Source organism: Kitasatospora sp. NPDC004669 (genome assembly GCF_040609455.1).
Lineage (GTDB): Bacteria > Actinomycetota > Actinomycetes > Streptomycetales > Streptomycetaceae > Kitasatospora.
The window spans coordinates 39,428-53,665 of record NZ_JBEXKB010000025.1; the positions used below are offsets into that span (position 1 = coordinate 39,428).

8 protein-coding genes and 1 pseudogene are annotated in these 14,238 nt (G+C 74.0%); all 9 read left to right on the forward strand.

Annotated elements, in window-relative coordinates; genetic code table 11:
- Window positions 1-54: 54 nt before the first annotated feature.
- The 9 genes and pseudogenes from ABZW30_RS21655 to ABZW30_RS21695 all read left to right on the forward strand — a co-directional run bounded on the left by ABZW30_RS21655 (window position 55) and on the right by ABZW30_RS21695 (window position 14,215).
- Window positions 55-504, forward strand: a complete 450-nt coding sequence (locus tag ABZW30_RS21655) for a hypothetical protein (protein ID WP_355672771.1) — start codon at window positions 55-57, stop codon at window positions 502-504.
- A gap of 90 nt (window positions 505-594) precedes the next feature.
- Window positions 595-1,368: pseudogene (locus ABZW30_RS21660) on the forward strand (AfsR/SARP family transcriptional regulator); the annotation flags it as partial.
- Window positions 1,369-1,589: 221 nt separating this feature from the next.
- Window positions 1,590-3,836, forward strand: coding sequence for a TOMM precursor leader peptide-binding protein (locus tag ABZW30_RS21665; protein WP_355672772.1), 2,247 nt, complete (start codon window positions 1,590-1,592; stop codon window positions 3,834-3,836).
- Complete coding sequence (locus ABZW30_RS21670) at window positions 3,823-5,769, forward strand: TOMM precursor leader peptide-binding protein (protein WP_355672773.1); 1,947 nt, start codon at window positions 3,823-3,825, stop codon at window positions 5,767-5,769. Before ABZW30_RS21665 ends, ABZW30_RS21670 begins: the two co-directional genes overlap by 14 nt.
- A 37-nt stretch (window positions 5,770-5,806) precedes the next feature.
- Window positions 5,807-7,345 carry a SagB family peptide dehydrogenase gene (locus tag ABZW30_RS21675; RefSeq protein ID WP_355672774.1) on the forward strand — a complete coding sequence of 513 codons (1,539 nt, stop codon included), beginning with the start codon at window positions 5,807-5,809 and terminating at the stop codon, window positions 7,343-7,345.
- A gap of 66 nt (window positions 7,346-7,411) precedes the next feature.
- Window positions 7,412-10,075: a lantibiotic dehydratase gene (locus ABZW30_RS21680; RefSeq protein WP_355672775.1), complete on the forward strand. Its 2,664-nt coding sequence runs from the start codon at window positions 7,412-7,414 to the stop codon at window positions 10,073-10,075.
- Complete coding sequence (locus ABZW30_RS21685) at window positions 10,075-11,160, forward strand: lantibiotic dehydratase C-terminal domain-containing protein (protein ID WP_355672776.1); 1,086 nt, start codon at window positions 10,075-10,077, stop codon at window positions 11,158-11,160. Before ABZW30_RS21680 ends, ABZW30_RS21685 begins: the two co-directional genes overlap by 1 nt.
- The gene (locus ABZW30_RS21690) at window positions 11,157-12,344 is read left to right on the forward strand and encodes a peptidase M50 (protein WP_355672777.1); all 1,188 of its coding nucleotides are present in this window, start codon (window positions 11,157-11,159) and stop codon (window positions 12,342-12,344) included. Before ABZW30_RS21685 ends, ABZW30_RS21690 begins: the two co-directional genes overlap by 4 nt.
- The gene (locus ABZW30_RS21695) at window positions 12,341-14,215 is read left to right on the forward strand and encodes a TOMM precursor leader peptide-binding protein (RefSeq protein WP_355672778.1); all 1,875 of its coding nucleotides are present in this window, start codon (window positions 12,341-12,343) and stop codon (window positions 14,213-14,215) included. The genes ABZW30_RS21690 and ABZW30_RS21695 overlap by 4 nt, the downstream gene beginning before the upstream one ends.
- Window positions 14,216-14,238: the final 23 nt, after the last annotated feature.

Here is a 14,238-nt window from a genome sequence, read left to right on the forward strand (position 1 = left end):
CCACCACCATGACTTTCCGAAGGAACAGTCGGGAGACGTGAGGGAGGGCGCCCGATGCAGTGGGGCGAGGCCCGTGAACAGCCGGGCGACGATCACTACCTGCGGGAGATCGCGGGCTTCCTCGCCGACCGGCGGCGCGTCCTGCAGCCGGCCGTGCTCTGGCCGCAGGACGAGCCGCCGAGCCTCCGGGGCGGGTTCGACACCCATATGAGCCTCCTGACGGCCGAGTTGGCGATCCGCCTGGACCGGCCCGTGCACCTGGCGCAGCTGGTGGCCGCCGGCACCGACGTCGGGGCGGCGGCCGAGACCGATAGCGCCGCTCTGATCGTGCAGGGCGCCGGCGCGGTCGGGGTCACCGTGTCCCTCCCCTGCCGCCCCATGCGGCGCCAGCAGATCCGCCTGCGCACCGGCGAGTTGCTCTACCTGCCGCCGGGCACCCGCTACACCGCCACCGGCACGGCCGACGCCCGTTACGGCGTGCTCTCCATCCCCTCGCCCCGCTGACACCGTCACCGGAGATTCGTCCGCGTGCCGTTCCGCGACCTCCGCATGCCCCGAGGCCTCCGCAACCCACCCTTCAGAGAGGGGACGTCCATGGCCGCACCGCAACCGGCCGCCGGACCGGTCAGATTCGTCGTCCTGGGACCGCTGAGCATCACCGACGGCACCACCACCGCCGTCCTGCCGTCGTCCAAGCCCTCGGCCCTGCTCGCCACCCTGCTGCTGCACGCCAACACCGTCGTGCCGGTGCCATTCCTCCAGCGCGCGATCTGGGGCGAGGAGCCGCCGGAGACCGCCAAGGCGGCCGTGCAGAGCTGCGTGCTGCGGCTGCGCCGACTGTTCGCCAAGTACGGCGTCCCGGCCGGAGTGATCGAGGCGGCCTCCGACGGCTACCGGATCAACGCGGACGCGCAGACCCTCGACCTGCTGCGTTACCGGGAGCTGCGCACCCAGGCCGCCGCCGCCGCGAGCCTCTCGGAGGAACGGGACCTGCTGCGCCAGGCGGTGCGGCTGTGGCGCGGCACCTCGCTCCTCGGGAACGTCAACTCCGACCTGCTGCACCGTGATCAGGTCCCCCGGCTGGACGAGGAACGGCTCCAGTCGGTCGAGCGGATCTTCGACATCGAGCTGGCGCTGGGCCGCTGCCGCGAGGTGCTGACCGAGAACATGGCGATGACCCGCAGCCACCCGGCCCACGAACGGTTCTGGGAGCAGCTGATCGAGGCGCTCTACCGCACCGGCCGCCGGGCCGAGGCACTCGCCGAGTACCGCCGCGTCAAGGACCACCTGCTGTGCGAGCTCGGGATCGACCCCGGGCCGTCCCTCCAGCGGCTCGAACTCGCGATCCTGCGGGGCGAGTCGCTGGAGCCGGAGTCGCCCGTACGGCTGGTGCCGGAGCTCGCCGGGCCGGGCCGACCTGGCGACGGCGTCCTTGAACTCCTGCTGCGCGCTGGCCTGTTGGAGCAGGGACCGCACGGCGACTACCGAATGAACGACCTCCTGCACGCCTTCGCGCGTGCGGCGGCGGGCGAGCACCACGCCGCCCCCGCTCTCCAGGGCGCGTTTGCGCGACAACCGACGGGAACGAGATGAACACCATGACCACCGCGGCCGACCCGGCCACCGCCCCGCAGGAACCGGACACCGCCTACGACCGGATCGCCGACTCCCGGCCCCGGCTGCGCCGGGACGTCCTCTTCACCGAGACGCCGGACGGCGTGCTGTTCCACAACGCCAAGGGCGGCTTCAGCCTCAACAGCCGGGCCGCCTACCGCTTCGCGACGCTCGTCGTGCCCCACCTGGACGGCGCCGCCACCGTGGCCGCCCTCACCCGAGGGCTCGGGCCGACGCAGCGCGCCATGCTGGTGAGGCTGGTGAGCACGCTGTACGAGCACGGCTTCGCCCGTGACGCCACGCCCACCTCTGCCCCCGAACAGGAGCCGCCGGCCCCCGAGGTCGCGGCCCGCTTCGCGGCCCAGATCGCGTACGTGGACCACTACGCGGACCACGGCGCCGACCGGTTCCAGCGCTTCCGCACCACCCCGGTGGCCGTCCTCGGCGACGATCCGCTCGCGCGCTCGTGCGCGCTGGGCCTGATCAGCAACGGCTGCGCCGACGTCGCCGTCACCGACGGCCCCGGCCTGTCCGACCTCCTGGACGAGGCACGGGAGTTGACCGAGGCCGGCTGCCCCGTAACGGTGACCCGGCTGAACGGCCCCGCCGAACCGGAGTGGGCCGAACTCGACCGCTACCGCACCGTGGTGGCCGGCGGCACCGGGAGGATCGCGCGGCTCCTGGCGCAGGGCGTGCCGGCCGGGCGGACACTGCTGCCCGCTTGGGCGTTCGGGCGCAGCGCGGTGATCGGCCCGCTGACGACGGAGGGCGCCGACTGCTGCTGGGGCTGCGCGGTGCTGCGGCTGGGCACGAACGGTTCGGCCGAGGACGCGGCCGAGGTGTGGCGCGCCGTCGCCACGGACGGGCCGTGGGCGTCCGAGCCCGCGCCGTGGACCGGGCCGGTGACGGCGATGCTGGGGAACCTCCTCGGCTTCGAGGTGTTCCGCCTCGCCACCGGGGCGCTGCCCGCCGAAACGGCGGGCCGGGTGATCGTCCAGGAGCTGGACTCGCTGGACGTGGTCTCCGAGCGGCTGCTGGCGCACCCTCGCTGCCCGTACTGCTCCCCCACGACCCCGGCAGTGCCACTTCCGATCGGTGCCGTGGACGGCCCGGCCCCCGAGAGCCACGCTCACGACGCGACCGCTTCCGAGCCCGCCGGGGAGGAGGCGAAGCAGGCCGCGCTGGCCGAGCTGACCGCCCGCGAGGAACTCGTCGGCGCCCGCGCCGGGGTCTTCGTCTCCTTCGCCGACGACCACTGGAACCAGAGCCCGCTCAAGGTCGGCACGGTCGGCGTCGGTGTCGGCGACGGCCGACGACGCCTGATCTCGGCGTTCGACCTGCACCACGTCGCCGCCGCCCGGCTGCGCGCGCTACTGCGGGCCGCCGAGGTGTACGTCGCACGGGTCGTCCCGGTGGACACGGCGGCGCCGGACGCATCGTGGCCGGCCGTCCCCCCGAGGCACCTGTCCACCGGCAGCGGCACCGACGTCCACCCCGACGCGATCACGGCCTGGGCGCCGGCGGTCTCGCTGCTGGACGGCCGTACCGTCCGGGTGCCCGTCGCCGCCCTGCGCACCTTCGGCCCGCACAACCGGGAACGGCTCTGCGAGGCGACCGCCGCCGGGCTCGGCGCCGGGTCCGACCCTGCCGGGGCGGTGCGGCGCGGGCTGCTCACCGCCCTCGCGCACGACGAGCTGCGGAAGGCGCTGCGGCGCACCACGCCGGTCGCCCGGGTGGCACCGGAGGACTTCACCGACGACGCCGAACTGACCTTCCTGGCCCGTACGGCCGAGCGCCTGGAGGTGACGATGGAGCTGCTGGAGCTGGGCGAGCCCGCTCTCCGGCCCGTCCCCGTGGTGCTCGCCCGCTGCGCCGACCCGCTGACCGGCGCCTGGCAGTGGGCGGTGGGCGCTGCCCCGCGCCGGCGGGACGCGGCGCTGGAGGCGGTGCGCGACCTGCTGGGGCGGCTTCAGCTCAGCGCCGAGGCGGGCGTGGACACCGGGGACCCGCTCTTCGACGACTTGGACGTCGGCGCCCTCTCGGCCACAGCCACGCCCGGCGCCGACGCTGACACGCCGTCCTGGGCCTGTGTGCTGGAGCGGCTGCGGGCCGCCGGCCGGGACGTGCTGGTGGCGCCGGTCGACGCGCCCGACCTGCGGGCCGGCGGAATCAGCGCGGCCCGCGTCCTGCTCACCGACGGGTGCCGCGGTGACGACCACTGAAGCCCCCGCGCCCGTCGAGGAGACGCGGGCCCGCCCTGACGGCCTGGCCGCGCTGCTGACCGAGGCGCTCGCCCGCGCCGGCGGCGCCCACCCGGTCGAACTGACCGTCCTCGGCGTGCGCGACGAACTCGCCCAGCCCGCCAGGACGGCCCACGGAGTTCCGGTCCACCTGTACGGGCACCACGCCTTCATCGGCCCCCTGCCGCCCTTGTCGCCGTCCGGGCCGGCCCCGTGCGCCCAGTGCCTCGCCCGGCGCTGGCAGTGCGTGCGCTCCGCCGCGCTGCGCGACGCCCTGGAGACCGGCGGGCCCACCCGGGCCGTCGGCACCCCGCCGTGGGCACTGCCGTTCCTCGCCGACACCCTCGCCGCGCTGATTACCGCCGCGACCGCCGCCCACCGCACCGGGCCCGGCGAGCGGTACCCCACCGTCTACCGGATCGACCTGGAACGCCTGCTCGTCGAGGGCCACCCGCTACTCCCGGACACCGACTGCCCCGGTTGCTCCCCGTCCGGACCGGCCGACTCACCCGGCCCACCCGGACTGCCCGACGACTCCGCCGACCTCGCCGTGATCGAGCTGACCACCATTCCCAAACCGGCCCCGGACGTCTTCCGGCGCCGCCCGATCGGCGACTATCGGCTGCCGGCCGGGGCGCTGGCCAACCCGGTGGCAGGGATGCTGGGCGGTTCGGTGCTGCCCGACCTGTGCTCGGTGACCACCTCCGCCACGCTCGGCTGCTTCACCGTCCGCTCCGCCGACTACCTGGACGAGACCTTCTGGGGCGGCCACACCGGCCGCTTCGCCACCAGCGTCACAGTCGGCCTGCTAGAAGGCCTGGAGCGCTTCGCCGGCATGCGCCCACGCCACAAGCGCACGGTAGTGCACGGCAGTTACCACGAACTGGCCGACAACGCCCTCGACCCGCGCACGTACGGGGTGTACGCGGACGACTTCTACCGCCACGACGGCCGGACCAGGCCCTTCGACCCCGACCGACCCGTCCCGTGGGTCTGGGGCTACTCGCTGCGCGACCGACGCCCCGTCCTGGTGCCGGAGATCCTCGCCTACTTCCACGCCCCCGGCGCCGCCGAGGACCGCTTCGTCCAGGAGAGCTCCAGCGGCTGCGCCTCCGGCAGTTGCCTGGAGGAGGCGGTCTACTTCGGCCTGATGGAGGTGATCGAGCGGGACGCCTTCCTGATCGCCTGGTACGGGCGGGCCGAACTGCCCGAAATCGACCCGCGCAGCAGCACCCGCCAGGACACCCTGGCCATGGTCGACCGGCTTGAACTCTACGGTTACCGGGCCCGGTTCTTCGACACCAGGATCAGCTTCCCCATCCCGATCGTGACGGCCGTCGCCGAACGGATCGACGGCGGCCTCGGCGCCCTCAGCTTCGGCGCCGGCGCGAGTCTCGACCCGGAGAGCGCGCTCGCGGCCGGGCTGTGCGAGATCGCCACCGACGCCGTCAAGCTGCGCCGGATGGCGGCCCACGAGCACGACCGGCTGTGCGCGATGGCAAAGGACCCGAACCTCGTCGAGGGCCTGCACGACCACCCGTTGCTGTACGGGCTGCCGGAGATGGCCCCGCACGCCGACTTCCTGCTCGGGGGCACCCGGCCCACGAAGACACTCGCTGACACCTTCCGGGACGGAACGCTCGCCCTCGGCGACGACCTCGCCGAGGACGTCCGCGCCTGCGTGGACGCCGTCGCCCGCGCCGGGTTCGACACCATCGTCGTCGACCAGACCATGTCCGCGCAAAGGGAGTTGGGCTTCCACACGGTCAAGGTCATCGTGCCCGGACTGGTGCCGATCGACTTCGGCTGGCGCCGGCAGCGGGCCCGGCACCTGCCCCGGGTGCACACCGCGCTGCGGGCCGCCGGGCTGCGCCACGACCCACGGCCCAATCCGGCCCCGCACCCCTTCCCGTGACCGTCACGACTTCCCGTGAACTTGAGAGGACGAACCAGTGGGTGTCGCCCATGACTACGCCGACGCGATCCTGCACCGGGCCAGGATTCCGATGGAACCGGTCGGCTTCGAGCCCGACTGGGCCGACCAGCCCCGTGAGCACAGCTACCACCCCGGCGCCGAACGCCTCCCGCTGCCGCCGTGGCGCACCCCGCCGCAGGCGACCACCCAGCGAGCCCTGACCGGACCGGCCGGCACCGGCGCCTTCACCCTGCCCGCGCTCGGCGGGATGCTGCTGGACTCCTACGGCCTCACCAGCCGCCGCCTGGCCGTGCACGCCAACGTCAACCTGGAGACCATGCCCGACTACACCGCCGCCGGCTGGGCGCGCGGCTGCGGCTCCGGCGGCGGACTCTACCCACTGGAGATCTACTGGGCCGCCGGCGCGTCCGGCCCCCTGACCCCCGGCGTCTACCACTACGCCGTCCCGCACCACGCGATGCAGCGGCTGCTCACCGGCGACGTCACGGCGCAGGTGCGCGCCGCGCTCGGCCCGGCGGCCAAGGGCGTCGCGGACACCGACCAGTTCCTCATCATCTCCGTGCGGTTCTGGAAGAACACCTTCAAGTACAACAGCTTCGGCTACCACGTCGTGAGCATGGACATCGGCGCCCTGCTGCACACCTGGCGCCTGTGGGCCCGCGCCCACGGCCTGCGCCTCGACGGGGAGTTCTGGTTCGACGAGCCCCGGCTCACCCGGCTGCTCGGGCTGCGCGAGCACCAGGAGGGGGTGTTCGCCGTCGTCCCGCTGCGCTGGGACGGCGCGCCGACCGCCCCGTCGCCCGACACCGGCCAGCGGGTGCGCCGCGCGCCCGAGGAGCGCTCCCGCGCGGTGCTCACCTTCGACACCATCCGCCGCCTCCACGCCGCTACCCTGACCACCGGCGCCCTCCCCGCCGAACCGCCCGCCCCCGCGCTGCCCGTACCGCCAGACGGCGACCGCGTCACCCTGCCCGCGCCCACGCCGCTGCCCACCGACCTGCGGACGGCGCTGCGCACCCGACGCAGCAGCTTCGGCCGTTTCAGCGGGAAAACCCCCATGGCCGCCGACCGGTTGTCCGCCCTGCTGGCCTCCGCCGCCTCGGCCGGCGAGCGGCTCACCCGGCTGTACGTCTTCGTCAACCACGTCGCGGACGTCGCCCCGGGCAGCTACCTGTACGACGGCGCCACCGGCGAGCTGCGGCTCGTCAAGGCCGGGCCGCGCGGCGCCTTCCTCCAGCGCAACTACACGCTGGACAACTACAACTTGGAACAGGCCGCCGCCGTGATCGTGCCGACCGTCCGGGTTCCCGCCCTACTGGACGCCGTCGGCGACCGAGGCTACCGCCTCGCCAACGCGGCCATCGGCGCGAGCTCCCAGGCCTTCTACACCGCGGCCGCCGCCTGCGGCCTGGGCTGCGGCGTCGCCCTCGCCTTCGACGGGGTGTCCTACTCCGAGGAACTCGGCCTCACGGGCACCGGGGAACTGCCGCTGCTGATCACGGCGGTCGGCCCGGAGCGGCCCGACCCCGCCGACTACCGCTACGAGGTGGCCTGACCCATGAGCACCATCCACCGGAGCCCCGAAACCACAGAAGCCCAAGTGGCGCAAGAAGAGCACGACTTGAGCAGCCGCTACATGCTGCGCGTCGCCGCGCTGCCACTGGAGTCCGTGGCCCGCCTGCGCAGCCCGTCCCTGCACTCCGCGGCCGAGCGCCTGCTCGCCGAGGAGGCCCGTCTCGGCACCGCCGGGGCCGCCCTGGGCGAACGGATCGGCGAACGGATCGGCGGACTCACCGACGACCGGCAGCGCCGGTCCCTCCTCACCCTGCGTCGCCAGGTCTTCAACAACCGGCTGCCCGCCGATCCGGACGCGGCGCTGCGCCTCGCCGCCGAACTCGGAGGCAACAACAGGCAGTTGCTCACCGACTGGCTCTCCGACCGCCGCCGCCACGCCGACGACCTGCACGCCTTCCCGGACGGCTTCGCCCGCGAACTCGCCCGCACCCGCGCCGAACTGCGCACCCTGGCCAGGGAAGGCCGACTGCGACTCGGACTGTTGCTCGCCTCCCCGACGCTGGACGGGCAGCTCGACGCCCACCTGCGGGCGGCCGAAGACGCTCCCGACAAGCGCGGACGCAAGCTCGAACGCTCCCTGCTCGCCTACCTCTACCGCACGGCCTGCAAGACCAGCCCCTTCGCCACCTTCACCAGCCTCTCCGCCGGGTGTTTCGTGCCCGACGAAACGGATGAGGTGACGATCAGTCAGAGCTGGGCCGGACACACCCGACTCAACGTCGTGGTGCTGGCCCGCCTCGCCCATGTGATCGCCGCCGGCCCACGCACCCGAGGCGACCTGCCGCTGGCACCGGCCTCCGGCCTCGCCCTCGGAGAGGGACGCATTCGCTACGTGCGCCGCTCCACCGCGGCCGGCGACGACAACCGCTCGGTGACCTTCGACAGTGCCCGTGACCGGGTTTTCTTCCTGCGCCGCAGCGGCGTCCTGGAGCGCCTGCTCGCTCTGTTCGACGACCGGCCGGGGCTGCGCTGCGCCGAGGCACTGGAGTGGCTGGCCGAACACACCGGCGCCGAACACACCGAAGCGGAACACTACCTGACCGCGCTGCTTGACCTCGGCGTGCTGCAACTGCCCGCGTTGACCACCGAGGTCCACGACCCCGACCCGCTGCACACCTTCCGCACCGCCCTGCGCGCACTCGACCGCCCCTGGGCCGACGCCCTCGCCGACCGGCTCGCCGGTGCGCAGGCCTGGCTGGCCGACTACCCGGCAGCCACCACCGCCGAGCGCCGCGCCATCCTCGCCCGCCTGCGCTCCGAACTGCTCGCCGCACAGGAGGACTTGGGGACCAAGACCCCCTCCCTCCCCCAGGTCCTGGTCTACGAGGACACCACCACCGCAGCCACCCGCGCTCGGCAGGACACCTGGCGCCGGCACGCCGCCCGGCCCCTGGACGAGCTGTCCGCCGTCTTCCCCGCCTTCGACCCGATACTGCCCCAACGCCTCACGCTCAAGGGCTTCTTCACCACCCGCCACGGCCGCGGCGGACGCTGCGAGGACCTGCTGACGTTCGTCCACGACTTCCACGAGGACATCTTCGACCGCTACCTGGAGTACACCGCCCAGCCCGACGGCCCTGCCGACCGGGAGCTCAACTGGCTCGGCCTGCCCGAGCTCAACGCCCTGGACGAGGCCCGCGAGGAGTTCACCGCCCGGATGTGCGAACTCCGCGGCGACACCGCCGAGATCCACCTCGACCGGGCCCTCCTGGACGCCACCGCGAAGCGGCTCACCCCCGTCGCCCGAGGCTTCGAACCGCGCAGCTACTTCCTCCAACTCGCCCACCGGCCCGGCGCCGACCCGCTGATGGTGCTCAACAACTCCTACGGCGGACTCGCCTTCCCGTTCACCCGGTTCACCCACTGCTTCGAGACCCCCGGCCAGGAGAACCCCTCGCTGGCCGCCGAACTGCGCGAGAGCCTGCGTGCCCGCCAACCCGGGGGTGCCGTCTTCGCCGAGGTCACCGCCGGCTCCGCGACCACCAACCTCAACCTGCACAGCCCCCTGACCGACTACCAGATCGTCTGCCCCGGCGAGATCGGCACCGCGCACGAGGAGGCCCGACTCCCGCTCGACGACCTGTACCTGGAACACGACGAGGCCGCCGACCGGCTCGTCCTGCGCTCCCGCCGGCTGGCCCGCGAGGTGGTGCCGATCTACTTCGGCTACCTGATCCCCGAGGCACTGCCCGAGGTCCCCCGCACGCTGCTGTTGCTCTCCCCCACCTTCCAGGTACGCCTGGACGTGTGGCGCGGCGTCCCCCCGGGCCCGGCCGTCGACGGCGTTACCACCCGCCCCCGGGTCCGATACCGCAGCCTGGTCCTCCAGCGGCGCAGCTGGAGCGCCGACGCCAACGCGCTGCCCGCCCGCCGCTCCGGCGCCACCGACGCCGACCGCTACCTGGACTGGCAGCGCTGGCGCCGCCGCCACGGCCTGCCCGCCCAGGTCTTCGCCCGCCTCCACCACGAACGCCGGTCCAACACCCCCGGCGGCGAGTTCGGCCGGGGCAAGCCCCAGTACGTCGACTTCGCCAGCCCACTCTCGCTGCTCGCCCTGGACGGCGCGCTCGGCACCGGCGGAGCCGGGGTCGTCTTCGAGGAGCTGCTCCCGGCCGCCGATGACCTCCACGTCCGGTCCGAACACGGCTACCACGTCGCGGAGTTCGCGGTGGAGACCATTCCCGCCCCATCCCCGAAGGACGCCCGCTGATGCCCGACACCGACACCAGAACGACCGACACCGACACGCACGCCGACACCGCCGCCCCCTGGCAGGCGTACCACGTCTTCTACTCGGCCAGCCCCCGCCCGCTGCTGCTGCAGTGCGTCGAACCGCTCGTCGAGGAACTCACCGCGGAGGGCCTGCTCGCGGGCCACTTCTTCATCAACTACTGGCTGGAGGGCGCCCACGTCCGGCTCCGGCTGCGCCCCGCCTCCCCGGCGGCCGCCGATGCCGTCCGGTCCCGCGCGGAGGCCGCCATCGCCGCCTTCCTGCGCCGCCGGCCTGCCCTCTACGAGGTCCCGCCCGGCTACCTGGACGACTACTACCGCAAGCTGTTCGCCCTGGAGTACTCCGATGCCCAGCGCGAGGCCCTGACCGGCCCGAACGGCCTGATGCGACTGCGGCCCAACAACACCTTCGACCGCGAGCCCTACCAGCCCGAGTACGGCAAGTACGGCGGCCCGGCCGGCGTCGCCCTCGCCGAGTGGCACTTCCAGCGCTCCAGCGAGCTGGTGCTCACCGCCAACCGCACGCTCAACCTGCACCTGCGCACCGTCGCCCTGGGCTTCGCCGCGCAGCTGATGACGGTGATGGCCGCCTGCCTGATCCCCGACCCGGCGGAGCTGGAACGGTTCCTCGACGCCTACCACGGCTTCTGGCAGCGCGCCGCCACCAGCGGCGCCGACGAGGACCTGGCCGACTTCGACCGTGCCTGGGTCGAATCCGGCCCCGGGCTCGCCCCCCGCGTGCGGCGCATCCTCGACGCCCTGCGGCACGAGGACCGCACCGCCCTGCCCGCCACCCTGCGCTGGTGGGCCGCGCACTGCACCGAGCTGCGCGCGCGCGTCCTCCATCTCACCGCCCGCGGCGATCTCACCTTCGACGAGGACGCCGAACCCGGCGAGCCCAGCCGAGGCGAGCCGCTCACCGACCCCGGCGAGACCCTGCCCCGGCTGCTCGTCCCCTACCTGCACATGACCAACAACCGCCTGTCGATGAGCATCCAGGACGAGGCCTACCTGGCCTACGGCCTCGCCCGGGCGCTGCGCGAGCTGCGGCAGCCGGCCGGATGAGCGCCAACCTGCTCCAGGCCCGGCCCCGCCGCCGGGCAGAGATCCTGGTCAGCGGCCCACTGCAGCGCGGACCGGCCCAGGTCCACCTCGTCCTGGACCCCAACACCGGCCACCAGCTCGAACTCGCCCCCAAGGTGCACTTCGTCCTCGACCTGCTGGACGGCCGACGCACCCTCGGCGAGATCGGGGAGGCCTACACCGCCCGCTTCGGCACCCTGCTCGGCGCCCCGCAGTGGCGCCAGCTCCTCGGCCTGCTGTACGGCCGGCGCCTGCTCGACGGCCCGCCCGCCGAGCCCGCACCCGGCCCGGGGCCACAGCCGCAACCCGGCCCAGGGCCACGGCCGACCCTGCTCGACGGCCGTCTGCGGCTGGCGGCGGACACCCCCGCGCTGGTCGCCCGGCTGCACCGGGCCACCGGACCGCTGCGCGACCGCCGCGTCCTGGCCATCCTCGTCGTGCTGATCGCGGCCATGCTCGCCGACCTGGCCCGCCGACTCCCCGAGCTGGCCTCCGGCACCGCCGAACTCGCCCACCGCCCGCTGTCGTTGACCGCCGTCCTCCTCGCGGTCTGGGTCAGCATGGCGCTGCACGAGGTGGCCCACGCCCTGGCCGGACACGCCGCCGGCGGGACCGTCACCGAACTCGGAGTGCGCTGGCGACTGCCGATGGCCTACCTGTACTGCGTCGTCGCCGACGTACGGTTCCTGCCCAGCCGCACCCGCCAGCTCGTCACCGCCGGGGCCGGCGTCCTGATGAACCTCGCCCTGTTGCTGCCCGTCGACCTCGCGCGGCTGCTGCTCGGCGACCACCCCGCCCTGGACGGACTGCTGCTGATCGGTGCCGCCGCCGGCCTGGTCAACCTGCTGCCGCTGCCCCCGCTGGACGGCTACCGAATCCTGGAGTACCTGCTCGGCACCACCCACCTGGCCGCCGAGAGCCGCCGCTTCGCCATGCTGGCGGCCGCCCGGGTGGTGCGGTGCGGCTCCGGCGTCCGGGCCTACCCGACACGGGCCCGGCTGGTCTTCGGCGGCTACGCCCTCGGCTGGACGCTGCTGACCGGCGCGCTCCTCCTCGCCCTCGCCCAGGTCGGCTGGGTCCTGCTGGTGTCCGCCGCGCTCCTGGTCGTGTCCCCGCTGCTACACCTGCTGAACGATCGGCACCACCGGAAGGAGGGGAGGTCATGACCGGTCCCTGGGAGACCGCCCGCAGCGCCCTGGAGAGCCGACTCGCCCACTGGGCACGGCAGCAGGCCCTGCCCGCCCCGTACGTCGCCACCATCGGCGACACCGACGCGCTGCGCCCCGAGCTCGGCGCCGCGCTCACCCGGCGTGCCCTGGCCCGCGTCCACGTCACCCCCGAGTCCGTCCTCGTCGGCCCCTGGAGCGACGACAACGCCGGCACCGGCGGCTGCGGCAACTGCCTGGCGATGCGCTGGCAGCGCCTGCGCGGCAGCGCCGAACGCGACGCCCTCGAAACCGGCTCCGCCGTCACCGGCACCGGTGCCTGGCCGCTGATCACCGACTTCGCCGCCACCGCCGTCTGGGCCACCTACCGGCTCGGCTCCCCCGCACGGCCCAGATCCGGCGCGGCGGCGCGCGTCATCGCCGTCGACCTGACCACCCTGCACGCCAGCGAGGTGCCGCTGCTGCCGGAACCGCTCTGCCCGCACTGCGCCGAACGGCGCAGCAGCGAACGCGCACTGACCCTGGTCCCGCGCATCGCCGCCACCACCGCCGGCCACCGACTGCGCACCCCGGCCTCCTACCGGCTGCCCGCCGCGGCCCTGGCCAACCCGGTCTGCGGGGTGCTCGGCGGCCGGGTGTCGACCGACCTCACCTCGCCGACCACCGCCCCCGCCGCTGGCGCCGTCCTGATGCGCACCCACAGCGGCCTCAGCGACATGACGTGGAGCGGCAAGGCCAACACCTTCCGCGCCAGCCGCGACCTCGCCCTACTCGAAGGGCTGGAACGCTACGCCGGCACCCACCGCCGCCACCGCCGGCCGCCGCTGCGAGCCTCCTACGACGCCCTCGTCCGACGCGGCACAGCCGTCCTCGACCCCCGCGACTGCGGCGAGTACGCACCCGAGACCTACCGAGCCGAGGCCGACCTGCGCCCCTTCGATCCGGCGGCGGAGATCCCCTGGGTGCGCGGCCACTCGCTGCGCAGCGGACGGCCCGTCCTGGTGCCGCTGCGGCTGGCCTACTACTGCGAGGGGAGCGCCGAGGACGCCTTCGTCGACGAGTGCTCCAACGGCTGCGCGATCGGCAGCTGCCTGGAGGAGGCGGTGCTGTCCGGCCTGCTGGAGCTAATCGAACGGGACGCCTTCCTGCTCGCTTGGTACGGACGGCCGCCGCTCACCGAGATCGACCTCGACGCCTGCGGCGGCGACACCGTCCCCGCGATGCTCGACCGCGCCCGCCTCCAGGGCTACCACCTGCGTGCCTTCGACACCCGCGCCGACCTGCCGATCCCCGTGGTGACCAGCCTCGCGGTGCGGCGCGACGGCGGCCCCGGCACCCTGTCCTTCGCCGCGGCCGCCGCGCTCGACCCGATGACCGCGATCGAGAACGCCCTCGCGGAAACCCTCACCTACCTGCCCCAGCTGCCCGCCCGCGTCCTCGACCGGAAGCGCCAACTGTCGGGCATGGCACGGGATTTCAACCTGGTCAGGGCCCTGCCCGACCACTCCGCCCTGTTCGGCCTGCCCGAGATGGCCCACCACGCCGACGGCTACCTGCACCCCGCCGCCCGACGCCGCCCGCAGGAGCTCTACGCCGACTGGGAACGCGAGCGCCCGCGATCGGAGGACCTGCTGGACGCCGTCTGGTACTGCCGGGACGCCCTGGTCCACGCCGGGCACGACGTCATCGTCGTCGACCAGACCTCGCCCGAGCAACACGGCCTGGGCCTGAGCACCATACGCGCCCTGGTGCCGGGCCTGCTCCCGATGGACTTCGGCTGGTCGCGCCAGCGCGCCCTGCACCTGCCGCGCCTGCACCGCTTCCTCCCGCCGGGCCGGGCCGCCCACCTCGTCCCGCACCCGTTCTCCTAGCCCACCCCCTACTTCTCCCAGCC

Bases quoted from the DNA above. Each gene is read 5' to 3' on its own strand.
- ABZW30_RS21690 (WP_355672777.1), top strand. From the start codon at position 11,157: ATGAGCGCCAACCTGCTCCAGGCCCGGCCCCGCCGCCGGGCAGAGATC.
- ABZW30_RS21695 (WP_355672778.1), top strand. From the start codon at position 12,341: ATGACCGGTCCCTGGGAGACCGCCCGCAGCGCCCTGGAGAGCCGACTC.
- ABZW30_RS21655 (WP_355672771.1), top strand. From the start codon at position 55: ATGCAGTGGGGCGAGGCCCGTGAACAGCCGGGCGACGATCACTACCTG.
- ABZW30_RS21685 (WP_355672776.1), top strand. From the start codon at position 10,075: ATGCCCGACACCGACACCAGAACGACCGACACCGACACGCACGCCGAC.
- ABZW30_RS21665 (WP_355672772.1), top strand. From the start codon at position 1,590: ATGAACACCATGACCACCGCGGCCGACCCGGCCACCGCCCCGCAGGAA.